Annotated in this window: 20 protein-coding genes; 13 read left to right on the forward strand and 7 right to left on the reverse strand. The window is 62.6% G+C overall.

Features of this window, described 5'->3' with window-relative positions:
• The first annotated feature begins 32 nt into the window (after positions 1 to 32).
• The 3 genes from PSH81_RS18780 to PSH81_RS18790 all read left to right on the forward strand — a co-directional run bounded on the left by PSH81_RS18780 (position 33) and on the right by PSH81_RS18790 (position 3878).
• Positions 33 to 1319, forward strand: a complete 1287-nt coding sequence (locus PSH81_RS18780) for a urate hydroxylase PuuD (RefSeq protein WP_226455035.1) — start codon at positions 33 to 35, stop codon at positions 1317 to 1319.
• A 195-nt stretch (positions 1320 to 1514) separates the two neighbouring features.
• On the forward strand, positions 1515 to 2864 hold the full coding sequence (locus PSH81_RS18785) for a nucleobase:cation symporter-2 family protein (RefSeq protein ID WP_226455034.1): 1350 nt from the start codon (positions 1515 to 1517) through the stop codon (positions 2862 to 2864).
• Between the two features lie 228 nt (positions 2865 to 3092).
• Entirely contained in the window at positions 3093 to 3878 is a 786-nt protein-coding gene (locus tag PSH81_RS18790; protein ID WP_305391284.1) for an outer membrane protein OmpK, read from the forward strand.
• A 124-nt stretch (positions 3879 to 4002) separates the two neighbouring features.
• On the opposite strand, the gene PSH81_RS18795 is transcribed toward PSH81_RS18790, so the two are convergent.
• Positions 4003 to 5151, reverse strand: a complete 1149-nt coding sequence (locus PSH81_RS18795; RefSeq protein ID WP_226455032.1) for a patatin-like phospholipase family protein — start codon at positions 5149 to 5151, stop codon at positions 4003 to 4005.
• A 78-nt stretch (positions 5152 to 5229) separates the two neighbouring features.
• Positions 5230 to 6165, reverse strand: a complete 936-nt coding sequence (locus PSH81_RS18800; protein ID WP_226455031.1) for a lipid A biosynthesis lauroyl acyltransferase — start codon at positions 6163 to 6165, stop codon at positions 5230 to 5232.
• Positions 6166 to 6284: 119 nt separating this feature from the next.
• Here PSH81_RS18800 and minC point away from each other — a divergent pair, with 119 nt between their 5' ends.
• From minC to PSH81_RS18835, 7 genes are all read left to right on the forward strand, one after another.
• Positions 6285 to 7022, forward strand: a complete 738-nt coding sequence (gene minC / locus PSH81_RS18805; protein ID WP_192297237.1) for a septum site-determining protein MinC — start codon at positions 6285 to 6287, stop codon at positions 7020 to 7022.
• A 200-nt stretch (positions 7023 to 7222) separates the two neighbouring features.
• Positions 7223 to 8035, forward strand: a complete 813-nt coding sequence (gene minD, locus PSH81_RS18810) for a septum site-determining protein MinD (protein ID WP_192296950.1) — start codon at positions 7223 to 7225, stop codon at positions 8033 to 8035.
• 3 nt (positions 8036 to 8038) lie between these two features.
• Entirely contained in the window at positions 8039 to 8293 is a 255-nt protein-coding gene (gene minE, locus PSH81_RS18815; protein ID WP_003175252.1) for a cell division topological specificity factor MinE, read from the forward strand.
• 96 nt (positions 8294 to 8389) lie between these two features.
• Positions 8390 to 9025 carry an RluA family pseudouridine synthase gene (locus PSH81_RS18820; protein WP_005789965.1) on the forward strand — a complete coding sequence of 212 codons (636 nt, stop codon included), beginning with the start codon at positions 8390 to 8392 and terminating at the stop codon, positions 9023 to 9025.
• 187 nt (positions 9026 to 9212) lie between these two features.
• Positions 9213 to 10502, forward strand: a complete 1290-nt coding sequence (locus PSH81_RS18825; protein WP_305391285.1) for a M18 family aminopeptidase — start codon at positions 9213 to 9215, stop codon at positions 10500 to 10502.
• Between the two features lie 192 nt (positions 10503 to 10694).
• Positions 10695 to 10871, forward strand: a complete 177-nt coding sequence (locus PSH81_RS18830; protein WP_010208820.1) for a hypothetical protein — start codon at positions 10695 to 10697, stop codon at positions 10869 to 10871.
• Positions 10872 to 10923: 52 nt separating this feature from the next.
• On the forward strand, positions 10924 to 13071 hold the full coding sequence (locus tag PSH81_RS18835; protein WP_192296952.1) for a mechanosensitive ion channel family protein: 2148 nt from the start codon (positions 10924 to 10926) through the stop codon (positions 13069 to 13071).
• 130 nt (positions 13072 to 13201) lie between these two features.
• On the opposite strand, the gene PSH81_RS18840 is transcribed toward PSH81_RS18835, so the two are convergent.
• From PSH81_RS18840 to PSH81_RS18860, 5 genes are all read right to left on the reverse strand, one after another.
• Entirely contained in the window at positions 13202 to 13423 is a 222-nt protein-coding gene (locus PSH81_RS18840; RefSeq protein WP_192296953.1) for an MbtH family protein, read from the reverse strand.
• Positions 13424 to 13505: 82 nt separating this feature from the next.
• Complete coding sequence (locus PSH81_RS18845; RefSeq protein ID WP_192296954.1) at positions 13506 to 14900, reverse strand: aspartate aminotransferase family protein; 1395 nt, start codon at positions 14898 to 14900, stop codon at positions 13506 to 13508.
• A gap of 113 nt (positions 14901 to 15013) precedes the next feature.
• Positions 15014 to 15781, reverse strand: coding sequence for an N-acetylmuramoyl-L-alanine amidase (locus PSH81_RS18850; RefSeq protein WP_226455028.1), 768 nt, complete (start codon positions 15779 to 15781; stop codon positions 15014 to 15016).
• Between the two features lie 122 nt (positions 15782 to 15903).
• Positions 15904 to 17226 carry an ATP-binding protein gene (locus PSH81_RS18855; RefSeq protein ID WP_192296956.1) on the reverse strand — a complete coding sequence of 441 codons (1323 nt, stop codon included), beginning with the start codon at positions 17224 to 17226 and terminating at the stop codon, positions 15904 to 15906.
• Positions 17223 to 17903, reverse strand: coding sequence for a response regulator (locus PSH81_RS18860; RefSeq protein WP_226455027.1), 681 nt, complete (start codon positions 17901 to 17903; stop codon positions 17223 to 17225). Before PSH81_RS18860 ends, PSH81_RS18855 begins: the two co-directional genes overlap by 4 nt.
• A 176-nt stretch (positions 17904 to 18079) precedes the next feature.
• Here PSH81_RS18860 and dsbD point away from each other — a divergent pair, with 176 nt between their 5' ends.
• Genes dsbD through dsbG form a run of 3 tightly spaced genes read left to right on the forward strand, consistent with a single transcriptional unit; the run spans position 18080 to position 21389 of the window.
• Complete coding sequence (gene dsbD / locus PSH81_RS18865) at positions 18080 to 19807, forward strand: protein-disulfide reductase DsbD (RefSeq protein ID WP_305391286.1); 1728 nt, start codon at positions 18080 to 18082, stop codon at positions 19805 to 19807.
• Entirely contained in the window at positions 19807 to 20652 is an 846-nt protein-coding gene (locus tag PSH81_RS18870) for a TlpA disulfide reductase family protein (protein ID WP_226455025.1), read from the forward strand. Before dsbD ends, PSH81_RS18870 begins: the two co-directional genes overlap by 1 nt.
• On the forward strand, positions 20628 to 21389 hold the full coding sequence (dsbG, locus tag PSH81_RS18875) for a thiol:disulfide interchange protein DsbG (protein ID WP_226455024.1): 762 nt from the start codon (positions 20628 to 20630) through the stop codon (positions 21387 to 21389). Before PSH81_RS18870 ends, dsbG begins: the two co-directional genes overlap by 25 nt.
• Positions 21390 to 21433 lie beyond the last annotated feature (44 nt).

A 21433-nucleotide genomic window follows, 5' to 3' on the forward strand; every position in this document is an offset into this window, starting at 1 on the left:
ACAACAAGGGTGACAGGCGAGAGGTAAAGACTGTGGAAGCACATCTGTTGGAATGGCTGAACCTTAGCGTGCGCTGGGTTCACATGATCACTGGCGTCGCGTGGATCGGCGCTTCTTTCTACTTCGTCTGGCTGGAAAACAACCTCAATCGCGTCAACCCCAAGAACGGCCTGGCCGGTGACTTGTGGGCGATCCACGGTGGCGGCATCTACCACCTGGAAAAATACAAACTGGCCCCACCGACCATGCCGGACAACCTGCACTGGTTCAAATGGGAAGCCTATTTCACCTGGATGTCGGGCGTCGCGCTGCTGTGCGTGGTGTTCTACCTCAACCCGACGCTGTACCTGCTTGCCCCCGGCAGCAGCCTCAGCGGCACCGAAGGCGTATTGCTGGGCATCGGCTCACTGTTCGCCGGCTGGTTCATCTACTCCTTCCTCTGCGACTCGGCCCTGGGCAAACGCCCTGCCTTGCTCGGCTTCATTCTGTTTGTGCTGTTGATTGCAGCGGCCTATGGCTTCAGCAAGGTGTTCAGCGGCCGTGGCGCCTACCTGCACGTGGGTGCGGTCATCGGCACCATCATGGTCGGCAACGTGTTCCGCATCATCATGCCGGCGCAACGCGCCCTGGTCGCGGCCATCGCCGAGAACCGCACGCCGGACCCGGCACTGCCGGCCAAGGGCCTGCTGCGTTCGCGTCACAACAACTACTTCACCTTGCCGGTGCTGTTCATCATGATCAGCAACCACTTCCCGAGCACCTACGGCAGCCAATACAACTGGCTGATCCTCGCGGGTATCGCGGTGGCGGCGGTGTTGGTGCGGCACTACTTCAACACCCGGCATGACAGCCAGAAGTACGCGTGGACCCTGCCGGTCGGCGCATTGGCGATGATCAGCCTGGCGTACGTGACCGGTCCCAAGCCGGTGGCTGAAGTCGCCAAAGCCCCCGCGGCCATCGAGTACCAGCCATTGCCGGAAACGGCGTTGGGCGGTGGCTTGAAACCCGCTGCGCCCGCCCCTGCTCCTGCTGCCGAACCGGCACCCGCCCAGGCCACGATTGATTTCGACAAGGTCCACGGGGTGATCCAGGAACGCTGCGCCGTGTGCCATTCGGCCAAGCCCACCAGCCCGCTGTTCAGCACCGCACCGGCGGGGGTGATGTTTGATACGCCAGCACAGATCCAGCAGCAGGCGGCGCGCATCCAAGCGCAGGCCGTGGCCAGCCAGATCATGCCGTTGGGCAACATCACCCAGATGACCCAGCAGGAGCGGGATTTGATTGGCACCTGGATCAATCAGGGGGCTCGCACAAATTAACTGATTGATGCAAATCCAAATGTGGGAGCGGGCTTGCTCGCGAAAGCGGTGTGTCATTCAACCAAGCATTGACTGAACGACCGCATTCGCGAGCAAGCCCGCTCCCACAGGGGATTGGCAGTGTTTGAAAGATCGCGCTCCAAATGGCAATTGAATGCCAAACAACACAACAATAAAAAAGATCCGAGGTGTTGCATGACCGAGTTAGCCGAACCGCAGATTCCTGCCGCACCCGCCATGGTGCGGCTGCCCCTCTTGCAACTGATTCTGGTAGGCCTGCAACACGTCTTGCTGATGTACGGCGGCGCCGTCGCCGTCCCCCTGATCATTGGCCAGGCCGCCGGGCTGAGCCGTGAAGAAATCGCCTTCCTGATCAACGCTGACCTGCTGGTGGCCGGTATCGCCACCATGGTGCAGTCGTTCGGCATCGGCCCGGTGGGCATCCGCATGCCCGTGATGATGGGCGCCAGTTTCGCCGCCGTCGGCAGCATGGTCGCCATGGCCGGCATGCCCGGTATCGGCCTGCAGGGGATCTTCGGCGCGACCATCGCCGCCGGGTTCTTTGGCATGATCATCGCGCCGTTCATGTCCAAGGTCGTACGCTTTTTCCCGCCATTGGTCACCGGCACCGTCATCACGGCGATCGGCCTGTCGTTGTTTCCGGTGGCCGTGAACTGGGCCGGTGGCGGCAGTGCGGCGGCCACCTTCGGCTCGCCGATCTACCTGGCGATTGCCGCGCTGGTGCTGGGCACCATCCTGCTGATCAACCGCTTCATGCGCGGCTTCTGGGTGAATATTTCGGTGCTGATCGGCATGGGCCTGGGCTACATGCTGTGCGGCCTGCTCGGCATGGTCGACCTCAGCGGCCTGGCCCAGGCGCCGTGGGTGCAGGTGGTCACGCCGCTGCATTTCGGCATGCCCAAGTTCGAGCTGGCACCGATCCTGTCGATGTGCCTGGTGGTGGTGATCATCTTTGTCGAATCCACCGGGATGTTCCTGGCGCTGGGCAAGATCACCGGCCAGGACGTCACCCCTAGGATGCTGCGCCGTGGCCTGTTGTGTGATGCCGGTGCGTCATTTTTTGCCGGGTTCTTCAACACGTTTACCCACTCCTCCTTCGCGCAGAACATCGGCCTGGTGCAGATGACCGGCGTGCGTTGCCGCTCGGTGACGATCATGGCCGGGGCCTTCCTGATTGTGCTCAGCCTGCTGCCCAAGGCTGCTTACCTGGTGGCGTCGATCCCGCCGGCGGTATTGGGCGGCGCGGCAATTGCGATGTTCGGCATGGTCGCGGCCACCGGGATCAAGATCCTCCAGGAAGCCGACATCGCCGACCGGCGCAACCAGTTGCTGGTGGCGGTGAGCATCGGCATGGGCCTGATCCCGGTGGTGCGTCCCGAGTTTTTCGCGCAACTGCCGCTGTGGATGAGCCCGATTACCCACAGTGGCATTGCCATGGCCACCCTCAGCGCGTTGTCGCTGAACATCCTGTTCAACATCCTCGGCGGTGCTGAACGACCTGCTGTCGAGCATGCCCACACCTGAGGCATGCCCCATCGTCGCCCGGTGCGCGCTGTAACGGCGCACTTGAGCGCAGACGTGGGAGCCAGTATTCTCCGCGCCCGCTTAAATCGACGGTTTCTTACCGCCTTGGCGCGGCTTTTGCTGTAGCAATAAAGCTGACCAATCAGACGAGTTTTTCAGCGAACCCAAAGGCGCCACACCAGAGCGCCCCTTAGAAAAAAACATAAAACCTTAACTCGGGAGCACCGAATGAAACCTATGTTCAAAGGCCTGATGCTGGCGGGATCGCTGCTGGCCGGTGGCCAAGCCGTGGCCGGCGATTTGTTGCAGTGGCAGAACAACAGCCTGACCTACCTGTGGGGCAAGAACTTCACCGTCAACCCGCAGATCCAGCAGACCGTCACGTTCGAACATGCCGACGCGTGGAAATACGGCGACAACTTCCTGTTCGTCGACCGCATCTTTTACAACGGCAAGGAAGACGGCAACGTCGGCCCGAGCACCTACTACGGCGAGATCAGCCCACGCTTGTCGTTCGGCAAGATCTTTGACCAGGACCTGTCCTTCGGCCCGATCAAGGATGTGCTGCTGGCCTTCACCTACGAGTTCGGCGAAGGCGACAACGAGTCGTACCTGCTCGGCCCAGGCTTCGACCTGAACGTGCCGGGCTTCGACTACTTCCAGTTGAACTTCTACCAGCGCCAGACCGAAGGCAATCGCGCGGGTGACGGCGTTTGGCAGATCACCCCGGTGTGGGCGTACACCATCCCGGTGGGCAACTCCGACGTGCTGATCGACGGTTTCATGGACTGGGTGGTGGACAACGACAAGAACGCCCGCGGTACTTACCACGCCAACCTGCACTTCAACCCGCAGGTCAAATATGACCTGGGCAAGGCAATGAACTGGGGCGCGAAGCAGTTGTATGTCGGTTTCGAATACGACTACTGGAAGAACAAGTACGGGATCGAAGATTCCGGTGCGTTCAAGACCAACCAGGACACCGCGAGCTTCCTGGTCAAGTACCACTTTTAACTGGCGGTGCCAGTCTCCTGTGGGAGCTGGCTTGTGTGGGAGCGGGCTTGCTCGCGAATGCGGTGTGTCAGTACCAAAAATGTTGACTGATACACCGCATTCGCGAGCAAGCCCGCTCCCACATTTAGACTGGGGACACCCCCAAGAACCGGGTGATTTCGTCGCGCTTGGCCAACGCATCCTGGCGCCCCAACTCGATCAATTCGCTGCAATACCCCGCCTCGAACAGCAAGTAGCTCAACACGCCTGCCCCGCTCGTCTTGGTCGCCCCCGGCCCACGCAAGAACAATCGCAACGCCGCCGGCAACTCCTGGCGATGCCGTGCCGCGATTTCATCAATCGGCTGGCTCGGCGCGATCACCAGCACCTCCACCGGAGCCAAGCCCCGGGCCGCGCTGTCGGCCGGCTGGAAATGACTGAACTGGTTAAGGCGCTCAAGCAACTCGATGTCGCTTTCCAGGCTGTCAATGAACGTGCTGTTGAGCATATGCCCGCCGATCTGCGCCAGGGTCGGCTGCTGGCCGGTGAAGGTACGCTGCACCGCGGGCTCGTTGCCGCGCGGGTTGCCGCTGACACCGACCACCAGCACGCGGCTGGCGCCCAGGTGCAGCGCCGGGCTGATGGGCGCGGATTGGCGCACGGCGCCGTCACCGAAATATTCCTCGTCGAGTTTGACCGGGGCGAACAACAGCGGGATCGCCGAACTGGCCAGCAAGTGCTCTACGGACAGCTGGGTGGGCACGCCGATACGTCGGTGGCGCAACCAGGCATCGATGGTGCCGCCGCCCTGATAGAAGGTCACCGCTTGCCCGGATTCGTAGCCAAACGCGGTGATCGCCACGGCATGCAGGTGTTTGTTGCGGATGGCTTCGTCAATGCCGGCCAGGTGCAGCTTGTCCTTGAGCAGCGCCTTGAGCGGCGTACTGTTGAGCAGCGCTACCGGCACTTGCGCGCCCAGCCCCAGCAGGCTGTGAATAAAGAAGCGGCTCGCCTGGCGAATCACCCCCGGCCAGTCACTGCGCAACACCAGATGGCTGCGAAAGCCCTGCCAGAAGGCGGTCAGGCGTTGGATCGCCGCAGTGAAGTCCATGGCGCCACTGGCCAGGCTCACCGCATTGATCGCCCCGGCCGAGGTGCCGACGATCACCGGGAACGGATTGGGCGCCCCCGGCGGCAACAGTTCGGCAATCGCCGCCAATACCCCTACCTGATACGCCGCTCGCGCCCCGCCGCCGGAAAGAATCAAGCCTGTAACCGGTTCAGCTGGGCGCATCGCGTCACTCCATGTGGGGAAAGGTCAGTCTTATTGTGGCGAGGGCGCTTGCTCCGTCGCCACAAGTGCTCTCACGTCTTATCGACGGCGTTTTTCGTACAGCTTCGGCTCACCCGGCGGACGACTCTTGAACCGACGGTGGGTCCACAGGTACTGCTCGGGGCATTGGCGTACCGAGGCTTCGACCCACTGGTTGATACGCAGGCAATCGGCTTCATCGCTTTCACCCGGGAAGTCGGTCAACGGCGGATGGATCACCAGTCGGTAACCGCTACCATCGGCCAGGCGCTCCTGGGTGAATGGCACCACCAGCGCCTTGCCCAGCTTGGCGAATTTGCTGGTGGCCGGCACGGTAGCGGCCTGGATGCCGAACAGCGGCACAAAGATGCTTTGCTTGGCGCCGTAGTCCTGGTCCGGCGCATACCAGATGGCACGGCCGGCGCGCAGCAGCTTGAGCATGCCGCGCACGTCTTCACGCTCGATGGCCAGCGAGTCGAGGTTGTGACGCTCGCGGCCACGGCGCTGGATAAAGTCGAACAGCGGGTTGCCGTGTTCGCGGTACATGCCATCAATGGTGTGCTTCTGGCCCAGCAGCGCGGCGCCGATTTCCAGGGTGGTGAAGTGCAGGGCCATGAGGATCACGCCCTTGCCGTCCAGTTGGGCTTGCTTGAGATGCTCCAGCCCTTCGACATGGGCCAGGCGCGCCAGGCGCTGGCGCGACCACCACCAGCTCATGGCCATTTCAAAAAAGGCGATGCCGGTGGAGGCGAAGTTTTCCTTGAGCAACTGCTTACGCTCTTTGGCGGACTTTTCCGGAAAGCACAGTTCCAGGTTTCGCGCGGCGATACGGCGACGTTCGCCGGCCACACGGTACATTCCCGCACCCAGAATGCGACCAATGGTCAGCAGCGCACGGTACGGCAATTGGGTGACCAGCCACAGCAGGCCGAGCCCCAGCCATAACAGCCAGAAACGGGGGTGAAAAAATACAGCTCGAAAACGCGGGCGATCCATTACAGATTCCGGTAAAGACAGGGCCGCGCATTCTACAACGGTTCGACTCGGCTTGCGGCCAGTGGATGTTCTCGTTATAAGTCTCGACACTTTTCGTGACAAGCCGCTTTATGCCGACCATGAGCCAAACCGAACCGCTAGACCAAGATCCCGTGTTCCAGCTGAAAGGCAGCATGCTCGCCATCACCGTGCTGGAACTGGCGCGCAACGACCTCGACGCCCTGGACCGCCAGCTCGCCGCCAAGGTCGCCATGGCGCCGAACTTTTTCAACAATGCCCCGCTGGTGCTGGCCCTGGACAAACTCCCGGCCGGCCAGGGCGTGATCGATTTGCCCGGCCTGATGCGCGTGTGCCGCTCCCATGGCTTACGCACCCTGGCTATCCGTGCCAGCCGCATCGAAGACATTGCCGCAGCCATCGCAATTGAACTGCCAGTACTGCCACCGTCCGGCGCACGGGAGCGTCCGCTGGAACCATTGGTCAGTGAAGAGAAGAAAAAACCGGAAAAACCGCCAGAGCCGACGATCAAGCCTACAAAGATCATCACCTCGCCCGTACGGGGCGGGCAGCAGATTTACGCCGAGGGCAGCGACCTTGTGGTGATCGCTTCGGTCAGTCCCGGGGCGGAACTTCTCGCCGATGGCAACATCCATGTATACGGCCCGATGCGCGGCCGTGCCCTGGCCGGCATCAAGGGTGATACCAAGGCCCGGATTTTTTGCCAGCAGTTGACCGCTGAGCTAGTGTCCATCGCGGGCCGGTACAAGGTTTCCGAAGATTTGCGCCGCGATCCACTGTGGGGGGCCGGGGTGCAGGTCAGCCTGTCGGGCGATGTGTTGAACATCATCCGGCTTTAACGGATACTGCCGCATTTTCCAAGCATCTCTAGACTCTGATAGCACAGCGAAACCGGCAATACTTGTGTAGGAACATCTGAAGGCTGGCGTTTTTCGTACGCCAACCCGTCTTTTCCCTACAAAGGCTGTCCGCCTGCGGCGAGTTCCAAGAGATGTTTTTCAGGGACTGAAAAGTCCTTTTTCCTTAGGGGTGAAACACCTTGGCCAAGATTCTCGTGGTTACATCCGGCAAGGGTGGTGTGGGTAAGACCACCACCAGCGCCGCTATCGGTACCGGCCTCGCTTTGCGCGGCCACAAGACAGTCATCGTCGACTTCGACGTCGGTTTGCGTAACCTCGACCTGATCATGGGCTGCGAACGCCGCGTGGTGTATGACTTCGTCAACGTGGTCAACGGTGAAGCCAACCTGCAACAGGCCCTGATCAAGGACAAGCGCCTTGAGAACCTGTACGTACTGGCCGCCAGCCAGACCCGTGACAAAGATGCGTTGACCAAGGAAGGCGTAGGCAAAGTCCTCGCTGAACTGAAGGAAACCTTCGAATACGTGGTCTGCGACTCCCCGGCCGGCATCGAGACCGGTGCTCACCTGGCGATGTACTTCGCCGATGAAGCCATCGTGGTGACCAACCCGGAAGTCTCCTCGGTACGTGACTCGGACCGCATGCTCGGCCTGCTGGCCAGCAAGTCCCAGCGCGCCGAGAAGGGTGAAGACCCGATCAAGGAACACCTGCTGCTGACCCGCTACAACCCTGAGCGCGTCAACAATGGCGAAATGCTCGGCGTTGAAGACGTCAAGGACATCCTCGCCGTGACCCTGCTGGGCGTGATCCCGGAATCCCAGGCCGTGCTGAAAGCGTCCAACCAAGGTGTGCCGGTCATCCTCGATGACCAGAGCGACGCAGGCCAGGCTTACAGTGACGCGGTTGATCGCTTGCTCGGCAAGACCGTGGAACATCGCTTCCTCGATGTAAAGAAGAAGGGATTCTTCGAGCGTATCTTTGGAGGCAACTAAACAATGAAATTTCTCGACTTCTTTCGCGCCAACAAAAAGCCAAGTACCGCGTCGGTAGCGAAAGAGCGTCTACAGATCATCGTGGCGCACGAACGCGGCCAACGCAGCACGCCGGACTACCTGCCAGCCTTGCAGAAGGAACTGGTGGAGGTGATCCGCAAGTACGTCAACATCGGCAACGACGACGTGCATGTCGCCCTGGAAAACGACGGCAGCTGCTCGATTCTGGAACTCAATATCACCCTGCCTGATCGTTAATCGACAAGGCGGTCGCCACGGCGGCTCGCACACCTTGATCCCGTTTCGGGAACCGGGTGGGCGAGCCGCCGTTGGCGTTTGTTACGAGGCTGTTTAATGCCGCTGTCCAATATCCATATCCTTCATCAGGACGACGCTGTCCTGGTGGTGAACAAGCCGACCCTGCTGCTCTCGGTGCCCGGCCGCGCCGACGACAACAAGGACTGCCTGATCACCCGCCTGCAGGAAAACGGTTACCCCGAAGCCCGCATCGTCCATCGACTGGACTGGGAAACCTCGGGCATCATCCTGCTGGCTCGCGACGCCGACACGCACCGCGAACTGTCCCGCCAGTTTCACGACCGTGAAACCGAAAAGGCCTACACCGCCCTGGCCTGGGGCCAACCGGAACTGGACAGCGGCAGCATCGACCTGCCGCTGCGCTACGACCCACCGACCAAGCCGCGCCATGTGGTCGACCACGAGTTCGGCAAGCACGCGCTGACCTTCTGGAAAGTGCTGGAGCGTTGTGGCGACTGGTGCCGCGTGGAGCTGACGCCGATTACCGGGCGCTCGCACCAGTTGCGCGTGCATATGCTGTCGATCGGGCATCCGCTGTTGGGGGATGGCCTGTACGCCCACGAACAAGCCCTGGCCGCCTGGCCACGCCTGTGCCTGCACGCCAGCATGCTCAGCTTCACCCATCCGCAAAGCGGCGAGCGTTTGCGTTTCGAGTGCCCCGCACCGTTCTAAAGCTGGCAATACAATCAAAATGTAGGAGCGGGCTTGTGTGGGAGCGGGCTTGCTCGCGAAGGCGGCCTGTCAGTACCAAAAATATTGACTGACACACCGCATTCGCGAGCAAGCCCGCTCCCACATTTGTTCTGTGCACTTTTCGCCACCGACGGTAAACTCCGCGCATTGCTGTCTGGAGCTATTTATGCGCGAAGCGTTGAATCAAGGCCTGATCGACTTCCTCAAGGCCTCCCCTACTCCTTTTCATGCCACTGCCGCCCTGACCCAACGCCTGGAGGCCGCCGGTTACCAGCGTCTCGACGAGCGCGAAACCTGGGCCACTGAAGCCAACGGTCGCTACTACGTGACCCGTAACGACTCTTCAATCATCGCCTTCAAGCTCGGCCGTCACTCGCCGTTGCAAGGCGGGATCCGCCTGGTCGGCGCCCACACCGACAGCCCGTGCCTGCGGGTCAAGCCCCAGCCCGAGCTGCAACGCCAGGGTTTCTGGCAGCTGGGTGTGGAAGTCTACGGCGGCGCGCTGCTGGCGCCGTGGTTCGACCGCGACCTGTCCCTGGCCGGCCGCGTGACCTTCCGCCGCGACGGCAGGGTCGAAAGCCAGCTGATCGACTTCAAGCTGCCCATCGCCATCATCCCCAACCTGGCCATTCACCTGAACCGTGAAGCCAACCAGGGTTGGGCGATCAATGCCCAGACCGAACTGCCGCCGATCCTCGCGCAATTTGCCGGTGACGAACGCGTGGACTTCCGCGCCGTGCTCACCGAACAACTGGCCCGCGAACATGGCCTGAACGCCGACGTGGTGCTCGACTACGAGCTGAGCTTCTACGACACCCAGAGCGCTGCGGTGATTGGCTTGAACGGCGACTTCATCGCCGGCGCACGCCTGGACAACCTGCTGTCGTGCTACGCCGGCCTGCAAGCCTTGCTCACCAGCGACAGCGATGAAACCTGTGTGCTGGTGTGCAACGACCACGAAGAAGTCGGCTCCTGCTCGGCCTGTGGTGCCGATGGCCCGATGCTGGAACAGACCCTGCGCCGCCTGCTGCCGGAAGGTGATGAATTCGTACGCACCATTCAGAAATCCCTGCTGGTCTCGGCGGACAATGCCCACGGCGTACACCCGAACTACGCCGACAAGCACGACGCCAACCACGGCCCCAAGCTCAACGCCGGGCCCGTGATCAAGGTCAACAGCAACCAGCGCTACGCCACCAACAGCGAAACGGCCGGGTTCTTCCGCCACCTGTGCATGGCCGAGGAAGTGCCGGTGCAGAGCTTCGTGGTGCGCAGCGACATGGGGTGTGGCTCGACCATCGGCCCGATCACCGCCAGCCACTTGGGCGTGCGGACCGTGGACATCGGCTTGCCGACGTTTGCCATGCACTCCATTCGCGAGCTGTGCGGCAGCCATGACCTGGCACACCTGGTGAAAGTGCTCGGCGCGTTCTACGCGAGCCACGACCTGCCCTGAGACCGAGGTGCTGTCATCGCAGGCAAGCCAGCTCCCACATTTTGATTTGTGAACACATTCAAATGGGGGAGCTGGCTTGCCTGCGATGGGGCAATGTCAAACACCCCAATGCTATCTGACACACATCAACGCCATTTCCCGTATTCCGACCTAGACTTGTCACTATTCCCACTCCGACAAGGCCGTCGCACCATGATCTCCATGTCCTCCTTCCACGCCATGCTTATCCCGATCCTCATCGGCATGATCATGCTGGCCGTGGGCTTCAACTTTCGCGACAAACCACTCGGCGTGTTCGGCATGTGGATCGGCATGCTGCTGATCCTGGGCACGGTGGTGTACAAAATCCTCGCCAAACTGGCCGAATGACCCCTGCACTCGTACACTCGGTCGATCCGTCGCTTTCAAGGTTGACCGCCTCGTGCTCTCCCGCCTGTTTGCCCTACCCTGCTATCTGCTGATCGCCCTGCTCACCCTGCTGCCGCTCGCGCCCGCCCACGCCGTGGGTTTGCCCGGCCTGCTCGGCAGCGGCAACAAGACCCAACCCCAGGCCGAAGTGCCGTTGGGGCAGTCGTTGGACGAGGTGATCAAGACCCTGGAAAACGATCAGCAGCGTACCCAGCTGCTGAGCGACCTGAAAAAACTGCGTGCCGCCACGCAAAAAGCCCAGCCGGCCGCCGAAGAGGGCGTGCTGGGTCTGATCGGCGGCACCCTGGCCAGCCTCGAAGCGCAGTTTTCCGGGGACGACAGCCCGCTGGGGCGTTGGTCGAATGAGATCGACCAGGCCAAGGATGAGCTCAGTGCCCTGATCCTGCCGGCCAACGAATGGCTGCCGATCATTTTCGGCTTTGCCCTGATCCTCGCGCTGTGGAGCCTGCTGGCCTACGCGCTGATCTGGCTGAGCCACCGCGTGCGCGAACGTTTCGGCCTGCCCGAAGAACTGCCGCAACACCCGCGCACCTGGGACATGGTGCGCTTCGCCCTGCGCAAACTCGGGCCGTGGATGATCGCCCTGGTGATCACGGTGTACCTGAGCTACGCGCTGCCGTCGTCCCTGGGCAAATCCCTGGCGATGGTGTTGGCGTACGCGCTGGTGGTCGGCACCTGCTTTTCGGCGATCTGCGTGATTGCCTTCTCGGTGCTCGACGGCCCCCATCGCCATCGCGCGCTGTATATCCTGCGCCACCAGGCGTTCCGCCCGTTGTGGTGGATCGGCAGCTTTGCCGCGTTTGGTGAAGCCTTGAGCGACCCGCGCCTGGTCCAGGCCCTGGGTCAGCACTTGTCCCATACCGCCGCGACTGTGGCCAATGTAATGGCGGCGCTGTCCACAGGTGTGTTCATCCTGCGTTTCCGCCGGCCGATTGCCCACCTGATCCGCAACCAGCCGCTGTCGCGCCGCCTTACACGCCGCGCCCTGAGCGACACCATCGAAATCATCGGTTCGTTCTGGTACATCCCGGCCTTGCTGCTGGTGGGTATCTCGCTGTTCGCCACTTTTGTTTCGGCCGGCGACACCAGTACCGCCCTGCGCCAATCCCTGTTGTGCACGGTTTTGCTGGTGTTGTGCATGGTGATCAACGGCCTGGTGCGCCGCCATGCACTCAAGCCGCACCGTGGGCACAAGCGTCATGCGTTGTATTCCGAGCGGCTGAAGAGCTTTTTCTACACCCTGGCCCACCTGGTAGTGTGGCTGGCCTTTATCGAATTGGGCCTGCGGGTGTGGGGCCTGTCGCTGATTCGCTTTACCGAGGGCGACGGCCATGAAGTCAGCGTCAAGCTGTTCGGCCTGGCCGGGACCTTGCTGTTTGCCTGGCTGATCTGGATCCTCAGCGACACCGCGATCCACCACGCCCTCACCCGCTCGCGCAAAGGCCTGGCCAATGCACGCGCACAAACCATGATGCCGCTGATCCGCAACGTACTGTTCGTGACCATCTTTATCATCGCCGCCATCGTCGCCCTGGCGAACATGGGGATGAACGTCACGCCGCTGCTGGCCGGTGCCGGTGTGATCGGCCTGGCGATCGGTTTTGGCGCACAGTCGCTGGTGGCGGACTTGATCACCGGCTTGTTCATCATCATCGAGGACTCCCTGGCCATCGATGACTACGTGGACGTCGGCGGCCACCTCGGCACCGTCGAAGGCCTGACCATCCGCACCGTGCGCCTGCGCGACATCGACGGTATCGTGCACACCATCCCGTTCAGCGAGATCAAGAGCATCAAGAACTACTCACGGGAGTTCGGCTACGCGATCTTCCGGGTAGCGATTCCGTACAACATGGAAATCGACGACGCGATCAAGCTGATACGCGATGTCGGCCAGAAAATACGCAATGACCCGTTGCAGCGTCGCAACATCTGGTCGCCGCTGGAGATTCAAGGGGTGGAGAGTTTCGAGTCGGGCAGCGCGATCCTGCGCGCACGCTTCAAGACGGCGCCGATCAAGCAATGGGAAGTGTCGCGGGCGTTCAACCTGTCGTTGAAGCGGCATCTGGATGAGGCAGGGCTGGACCTGGCCACACCGCGCCTGAGCGTGCAAGTAGTCACCACCACGCCACCCCAGTAGTGAGCGGGCTTGCCCGCGCTGGGTGGCGAAGCCGCCCCAAACGGTACGCCGCGGTGTTTCAGGATGACCGCGGTGCCTGGATTTGGGGCGGCTTCGCTGCCCACCGCGGGGCAAGCCCGCTCACAACAGATCAGGCGAGGGCGGTGCCGTCCATTTTCTGGCGCAGGCTCAGTGGACGCATATCGGTCCAGGTTTCTTCGATATAGGCCAGGCATTCTTTCTTCAAGCCGCTCTTGCCCACGGTGCGCCAGCCTTCCGGCACAGCCTTGTAGTCGGGCCAGATGGAATACTGCTCTTCATGGTTGACCACTACCTGAAACAGGATGTCGTCGCGGTCAAATACTGAGGTCATTACTGTTCTCCATCGCTCAAAGGCCGGCTGCGCACCGTGCGCAGCGCTCATATCTGTAGAAACGTACCAAGCCGCCAAAAAATTAGAGGCTGGCGACCGCTGCCGCGACGGCGCGGCCGAAGCGTTCGGCGACGCGGTCGACTTCAGCCGCGGTGATCACCAGCGGCGGCAGGAAGCGCACCACGCTGCCATGGCGGCCGCCCAGTTCCAGGATCAGCCCGCGCTTGAGGCATTCGCGCTGCACCAGCGGCGCCAGTTGGCGATGCACCGGCGGATGCCCCTGAATATCCGGGGTGCCATCCGGGTCGACCAACTCCACGCCAAGCATCAGCCCACGCCCACGAATGTCGCCCAGGTGCGGGAAATCGCGCTGCAGGATGCGCAGGTGTTCACCCAGGCGCTCGCCCATGGCCGCCGCATGACCGGCCAGGTCATGTTCCTTGAGGTAACGCATCACCGCCGAGCCGGCCGCCATCGCCATCTGGTTGCCACGGAACGTGCCGGCATGGGCGCCCGGCAGCCAGGTGTCGAGCCAGTCGCGATACACCACCACGGCCAGCGGCAGGCTGCCGCCGATAGCCTTGGACATCACCACCACGTCCGGAAGGATGCCGGCGTGCTCGAAGGCAAACATCTTGCCGGTACGACCGAATCCGCTCTGGATTTCATCGACGATCAACGCCACGCCCGCCTGTTCGGTGATGCGGCGCAGGCCGCGCAACCAGTCGAGGTCGGCCGGGATCACACCGCCCTCGCCCTGCACCACTTCGACGATCACCGCGGCCGGTAGCGTTACGCCTGCTTCCGGGTCATTCAACAGGTTTTCCAGATAATGCAGGTTGACCCGCACGCCTTCGGCACCGCCGAGGCCGAACGGGCAGCGGTAGTCGTAAGGAAACGGCAGAAATTGCACGCCACTGCTGAGCAACGCGCCCAAGGGTTTTTTCGGCCCCAGGCTACCCATCAGGCTCAGTGCGCCCTGGCTCATGCCGTGATAGCCGCCCTGGAACGACAACACCGTGCTGCGCCCGGTGGCGGTACGCACCAGTTTCAATGCGGCTTCCACCGCATCGGTGCCGGTCGGGCCGCAGAACTGGATCTTCGCCTGCCGCGCCAGTTCTGGCGGCAACAGGCCGAACAGGTCCTGCACAAACTGATCCTTGACCGGCGTGGTCAGGTCGAGTGTATGCAGCGGCAACTCATCGCTGAGCACTTGCTGAATGGCGGCGATCACCACCGGGTGGTTATGCCCCAGCGCCAGGGTGCCGGCACCCGCCAGGCAGTCGATAAAACTGCGACCTTCCACGTCTTCCACGTAGATGCCCTTGGCGCGTTTGAGCGCCAGGGGGATGCGCCGTGGGTAGCTGCGGGCGTTGGACTCCTGCTGGCGTTGGCGGGCCAACAGCGGGTTTTCGTCAAACTGGTACAGCGTTTCGTGAAGCTGGGTGTCTTCGATATGGCTGATAGCGACGGACATTGCTCGATCCCTCATCTGATTCCTGTTCTGGAAACGCACCAGCGAGGAAAGGATTTAGGCCGCACGGTCGCTAACTGATGGATGCACCTCCTACCTCTCGACCAGGCATAAGGTCACAGGCCTCGGTACTTTTCATTCAGGGCATACAGGATCGCGCAGGTCTGCGCGTCGAGAAAACCGCAATAATCCCGCGGCCGAAAGTGCATCTGGAACGCTCGCGTGCGCTGTTCAAACGCTCGCCGATTCTGCGCAGGCTTGTACCCATAACGCTGAAACGCCCGCTCGACCTCAACCTCCGGCGGCAAACCAAGGCAAAACCGGCGCTGATACATCGCACGGGTGGCGTCATCGAACCAGGCGCCTACGCCCACCTCGTGTAAACGCTGCCACGGCAGACGCGGCCCGGGGTCGCTCTTGCGCCAATAGGCCACATCGGAGTGCCCAAGGACGTCGCTCGGGCCGATCTGCGGGTGGCGCGCCAGGATGTCCCGTGCCAGTGCAATCAGCACTTCGACCTGCTCCTCAGGGTACGTCGGGAAGGTAAACACCCCGGCGTCATCCCGTGCCAGGTTGACCAGTTCGATGCCGATCGCGCGGCTGTTGAGGTTGTCCTGCCCGCCCCAGTGGCTGACCCCGGCATGCCAGGCGCGCTTGCCTTCATCGACCAGGCGGAACGCGCGTAATTCGTCATACCCGGCGGCGCGGTAGCTCGGCTCATCCGGGTCCGGCACCAGGTAGTGGGCGCTGACGCCATCCTGCGTGAGGGTGCGCAGGGATGCGCCGAAGGGGGCGGCGGTGTAATGCAGGATCAACTGGCGCACAGGTTCGCCATTACGTTCGTTGAAATCCTTGGCTGGGAAACTGGTATCGATCACCAACATAAGAGCTGTCCTTTTCAATCCAGGCCGAGTCGTTCGGCCCGTTCAAGCGCAAAAAACCAACGCCATCCTGAAGGGTTCACCTTCAGGCGGGCGGTAACTATGTGGCGCTTGAAAGAAAAAGATCAGTGCCGCAGCGGCATGCCCAGGTCGACGCGCAGGCCATCGGCCTGGCTGTCGAATTTCAACGAGCACGAGCAGCGCTGCACAATCGCTTGCACGATCGCCAGGCCCAGGCCGCAACCTTCGCTGCTGCCGTTGCGCCAGAAGCGTTGGGTCAGGTATTGCAGGTCTTCGCTGGAGATCTGCTGGCCATGGTCACGTACGCGAAATACCACATGGTCGGCGTCGGTGAACACGCGCAGTTCCACCCGGGTGTGCGCCGGGGTATGGCGCAAGGCGTTGTCCAGCAGGTTGCGCAGGGCCGCAACGGCCAGGCCCACGGGCATTTCCACCGGGGTGGTGCGCAGGTTGTCCGCCAGGATCAGGTCGATACGCCCGTTATCGCCGGCGTTGGCGTCCTGGATCGCCAACCGCGCCACTTCCTCGGCGCTGGACTGCAAACCATCGTCAAACGACAAACTGCCTTCGACCCGTGCCAGCAGCAGCAATTGTTCCAGGGTGCGATGCAGACGGTCGGCGCCCTCTTCGGCGTGGGCCAGGGACTGGTCGCGGGCCGCGCCGTCGGTCATGCGCGCCACTTGCAGGTGGGTCTTGATCGCCGTCAGCGGGCTGCGCAGCTCATGGGCAGCGTCGCCGGTGAGCCGACGTTCGCGCTCGATGGTCTTGGCGATGCGCTGCAACAGTTGGTTCTGGGTGTCGAGCAGCGGCTTGAGTTCGCTGGGCAACGGGTGGATCTGCAACGGTTCGAGGGAGTCGGCGCTGCGCCGCATCAGCGCGTCACGCATGCGGTTGAGCGGCAGCAGGCTCTGGCCGATGCCCAGCCACAACAGGCACAGGCAACCGAGCATCGCCACGCCCACCGGCACCGATGCAGCGAGCAGGATCGACAGGTTCAGCGCCTCGCGCTCCACCTGGCGGTCGGCGGTGGTGATCAACAAATCGCCCCGGGACAGGGTAAAACTGCGCCAATTCACGCCATCGATCACCTGGTCGCGAAAACCGCTCTTGCGCGACTCCAGGCCTTCGTCCGGCGTTGCGTGGCTGCGCGCCAGGACTTCGCCGCGCAAGGAGCTGACCTGACAGGCCATGCCCCCCGGCACATTCAGTTGCTGCGCGCTGAAATGCGCACCGCCGCTCATGCTGGCCAGGCCCGGCATCTGCTCGGTCAGCCCGGCGACCATGCGCGCCGATGCCACCAGGCGCTGGTCGAGGGAAAACATCATCTGGTTGCGCAAGTCGTTGAGCATCCACGCTGCCGCCAGGGCCCAGATCAGCACAAAGGCGGCGCCAAGCTTGAACGTCAGGCGCAGGCGCAGGCTTTTCACGGCGCGTTCTCTCCGTCATCCGCCGGGCCCAGGCGGTAGCCAAGGCCGCGTACGGTCTCGACGATGCCGTTGCCCAATTTGCGCCGCAGGTGGTGGATGTGCACGTTCAACGCGTTGCTTTCCAGCTCGTCGTTGAAACCGTAGACGCTGTCCTTGAGTTGCTCGCTGGATAGCACGCGGCCCTTGTTGTGCAGCAGCGCCTGCAACAGCGCCTGTTCGCGGCGGGACAGGTCCACCGGCTGACCGCCGAGGAAGGTTTCGCGGCTGCTCGGGTCATAGGCCAGGCGTCCGTGTTCGATCAGGTTGACGCTGCGCCCCGCCACCCGGCGCAACAGGGTTTGCAGGCGTGCGGCCAATTCGCGCAGGTCGAAGGGCTTGAGCAAGTAGTCGTCGGCACCGGCTTGCAGGCCGTCGACGCGATTGGTCACAGAATCCCGTGCCGTGAGGATCAGCACCGGAATCTCCAGGCCCTGGCTGCGCTGCTGCTGCAACAACTTGAGGCCATCTTCATCGGGCAGGCCAAGGTCGAGCACCATGATGTCGAAGGTCGCCGCCTTGAGCATCGCCCGCGCAGCCGCCGCCGTGCCCACGCGCTCGACCGTGAAGCCCTGGGCGGTGAGGCCGGCCACGATGCCGCTGGCGATCAGTTCATCGTCTTCGCAGACCAGTACGTGCATGCTGAACCCTTCATAAAAGATGGGGGAGATTAAAGGTGCCACGGATTAAGCGCAGATTATGCCGTGAAAAGAGGCGCGCTCAGACACTCCCTACACTCTAGAATAGCGCCGGTTAATCATCGGTTAATCAACGCCACACATTGTGTGCCTCACTTGCATCGAACTAAGGCTTGACCATGCGGCATCTGTTTATCTTTCTGCTGGTGTTGTTCGCGGGGTTCGCCCAGGCCGCGCCGGGCAATCCGTTTGAGACAAAACCCGACTTCCTCCCGGTGGGCAAGGCCTTCGCCTTTACATCCGAGCGCCTGGAAAGCGGCGAAACCCAGCTGTATTGGCAGATTGCCGACGGTTACTACCTGTACCAGCAGCGCATGAAATTCGACGGCCTGGCCGAGAAACCCGTGCTGCCCCAGGGTGAAGCCCATAGCGATGAGTTCTTCGGCGAGCAGCAAGTGTATCGCCAGGGGCTGGAAGTGAAGATCCCCGCCGGTGTCACCGGCAAGGTCAAGCTGGGCTGGCAGGGTTGCGCCGATGCGGGCCTGTGTTATCCGCCGCAGTCAATGACGGTGGACCTGGGTGGCAACCCGGCTGTGGCCGCCACCGCCGAAGCCAGCGACCAAAGCCTGGCCAGTGGCCTGCAACAACGCAGCCTGGGTTGGAGCCTGCTGGTGTTCTTTGGCCTGGGCCTGTTGCTGGCGTTCGCCCCGTGTTCGTTGCCGATGCTGCCGATCCTCGCCGGGCTGGTAGTCGGCAGTGGCGCCAGCCCGCGTCGCGGCTTTGCGTTGGCCAGCAGCTACGTGGTGTGCATGGCGCTGGTGTACGCGGCGCTGGGCGTGTTGGCGGCGCTGGCCGGCGGCAACCTTGCCGCATTGCTGCAAACCCCGTGGATTCTCGGCAGTTTCGCCGCGTTGTTCGTGTTCCTCGCCCTGCCGATGTTCGGCTTCTTTGAACTGCAACTGCCCGCCTTCCTGCGTGACCGCCTGGACACCGCCAGCCGCCAGCAAAGCGGTGGCAGCCTGGTCGGCGCCGGGGTGCTCGGCGCGCTGTCCGGCCTGCTCGTCGGCCCGTGCATGACCGCCCCGCTGGCCGGTGCCCTGCTGTATATCGCCCAGAGCGGCAACGCGCTGCATGGCGGCCTGATCCTGTTCGCCATGGGCATTGGCATCGGCATCCCGTTGTTGCTGCTGGTGACCGTGGGCAATCGCTTTCTGCCCAAGCCGGGCAGCTGGATGAGCGTGCTCAAGGGTATCTTCGGCTTCCTGTTCCTCGGCACCGCCGTGCTGATGATCCGCCCGGTGGTCGATGAAAGCCTGTGGATCGGCCTGTGGGGCGCACTGGCGTTGATCATGGCCTATTGCGGCTGGACCCTGGCCCACGAATACGGCCTGACCGCCAAGGTGTTCGGCTCCGGCTCCCTGGTGTTGGGCCTGTGGGGGGCGGTGCTGGTGGTGGGCGCGGCCGGTGGCGGCGACGACCTCTGGCAACCGTTGAAGGTCTACGGCGGTTCACAGACGGCTGCCGCGCCGACAGCCCACGACGCCTTCATGACCATCAACGACCCCGCCGTGCTGCAAACCCAACTCGACAGCGCCAAGGCCCAGGGCCAATGGGTGCTGGTGGACTACTACGCCGACTGGTGCGTGTCGTGCAAGATCATGGAGAAACAGGTGTTCGGCAAACCCGAAGTCCTCGACGCGCTGAAAGACGTGCGCCTGCTGCGCCTGGACGTCACCGCCGACAACGCCGCCAGCCGCGAACTGCTCGGCCGCTACAAAGTCCCCGGCCCGCCGAGCTTCGTATGGATCGGCCCGGACGGTGAAGAGCGCCGCGCCCAACGCATCACTGGCGAAGTGGATGCCGCGGGCTTCCTGCAACGCTGGACGCAAACCCGGGACGCGCGCTGATGCTGACCCTGACCATTGGCACCTTTGCCATCGCCCTGAATCACCTGCTGCTGATCAGCGCGCTGATCTTCGCCACCCTGGTGGGCTGGCGCGTGGCCAAGCGTGGCGGCGAGAACCCGGAATCGGTGCTGTTCAGCCTGTTCCTGCTAGGGATGCTCGCGGCGCGGGTCAGCTTTGTGTTGATGTACTGGAACGACTACAGCAACGACTGGCTGCAAATGGTCGACGTGCGCGACGGCGGCTTCCTCGCCTGGCCCGGCGTGATCGCCCTGGTCCTCGGCGCCCTGGCCTATGGCTGGCGCCGCCCGCCCCTGCGCAAGCCACTCGCCGCCGGGGTGGTTACCGGCCTGGTGTTCTGGGGGCTGGCCAGCCTGTCCCTGAGCCTGTACGACAAAGGCGTGCAACTGCCGGACATCGCCTTGCGCAATGCCAACGGTGAAGCCGTGCAACTGGCCGACTACAAAGGCGGCCCATTGGTGATCAACCTGTGGGCCACCTGGTGCCCACCGTGCCGCCGGGAAATGCCGGTGCTCGAACGCGCCCAGCGCCAACGCCCCGACGTGACCTTTCTGTTCGTCAACCAGGCCGAAAGCATGCAAAGCGTCAGCACCTTCCTCGCCACCCAGGGCCTGACCCTCGACAATATGCTGTTCGACGCCAGTGGCCGCCTTGGCCAGGCCGTGGGTTCCATGGCCCTGCCGACCACGTTGTTCTATCAGGCCGACGGGCGCCTGATCCACAGCCACCTGGGCGAACTGTCCCAGGCCAGCCTGGCCCGTTCGCTCGAAGCCTTCGACACTGCCCCAACAAGGAAACCCACATGCCAAGCCTCCGCCACCTGCTGACCCTGCTGCCACTGACGCTGGCGGCTACCCTGGCCCACGCCGAAGACTGGCCCGCGCCGATCAAACAGATCGAGGCCAAGGGTGCCAAGATCATCGGCAAATTCGACGCCCCCAGCGGCCTCACCGGCTACGCCGCGCAATACCAGAACCGCGGCATGGCCCTGTACCTGACCGCCGACGGCAAAAGCGTGCTCGCCGGCAACCTGTATGACGCCCAAGGCAACGACCTGAGCAGCGCACCGCTGGAGAAGCTGGTGTACGCACCAATGGCCAAGGAAGTCTGGGCCAAGATGGAAAAAAGCAGCTGGATCCAGGACGGCGACGTCAAGGCGCCACGCATCGTCTACCTGTTCAGCGACCCCAACTGCCCCTACTGCAACATGTTCTGGGAACAGGCGCGGCCATGGGTGAAGGCCGGCAAGGTGCAGTTGCGCCACATCATGGTCGGCATCATCCGCGAAGACAGCGCGGCCAAATCCGCCGCATTGTTTGCCGCCAAAGACCCGCAAAAGGCGTTGCAAGAGCACGAAGCCGCGGGCAAGGGCAGCAAGTTGCAGGCACTGGCGAAGATCCCGGCGGATATTGAAGCCAAGCTGGATGGGAATATGAAGCTGATGGATGAGCTGGAATTGTCGGCGACGCCGGCGATTTTCTATCTGGATGACAAAGGTGGGTTGCAGCAACAGCAGGGGGCGCCGTCGCCGGAGAAGTTGGTGAAGATTCTTGGCCCGCAGTGATTTTCTGTAATAAAGGTGACCATTCAAATGCATGGGCACCTTTA

The sequence above is a fragment of the Pseudomonas sp. FP2335 genome, from assembly GCF_030687535.1.
Lineage (GTDB): Bacteria > Pseudomonadota > Gammaproteobacteria > Pseudomonadales > Pseudomonadaceae > Aquipseudomonas.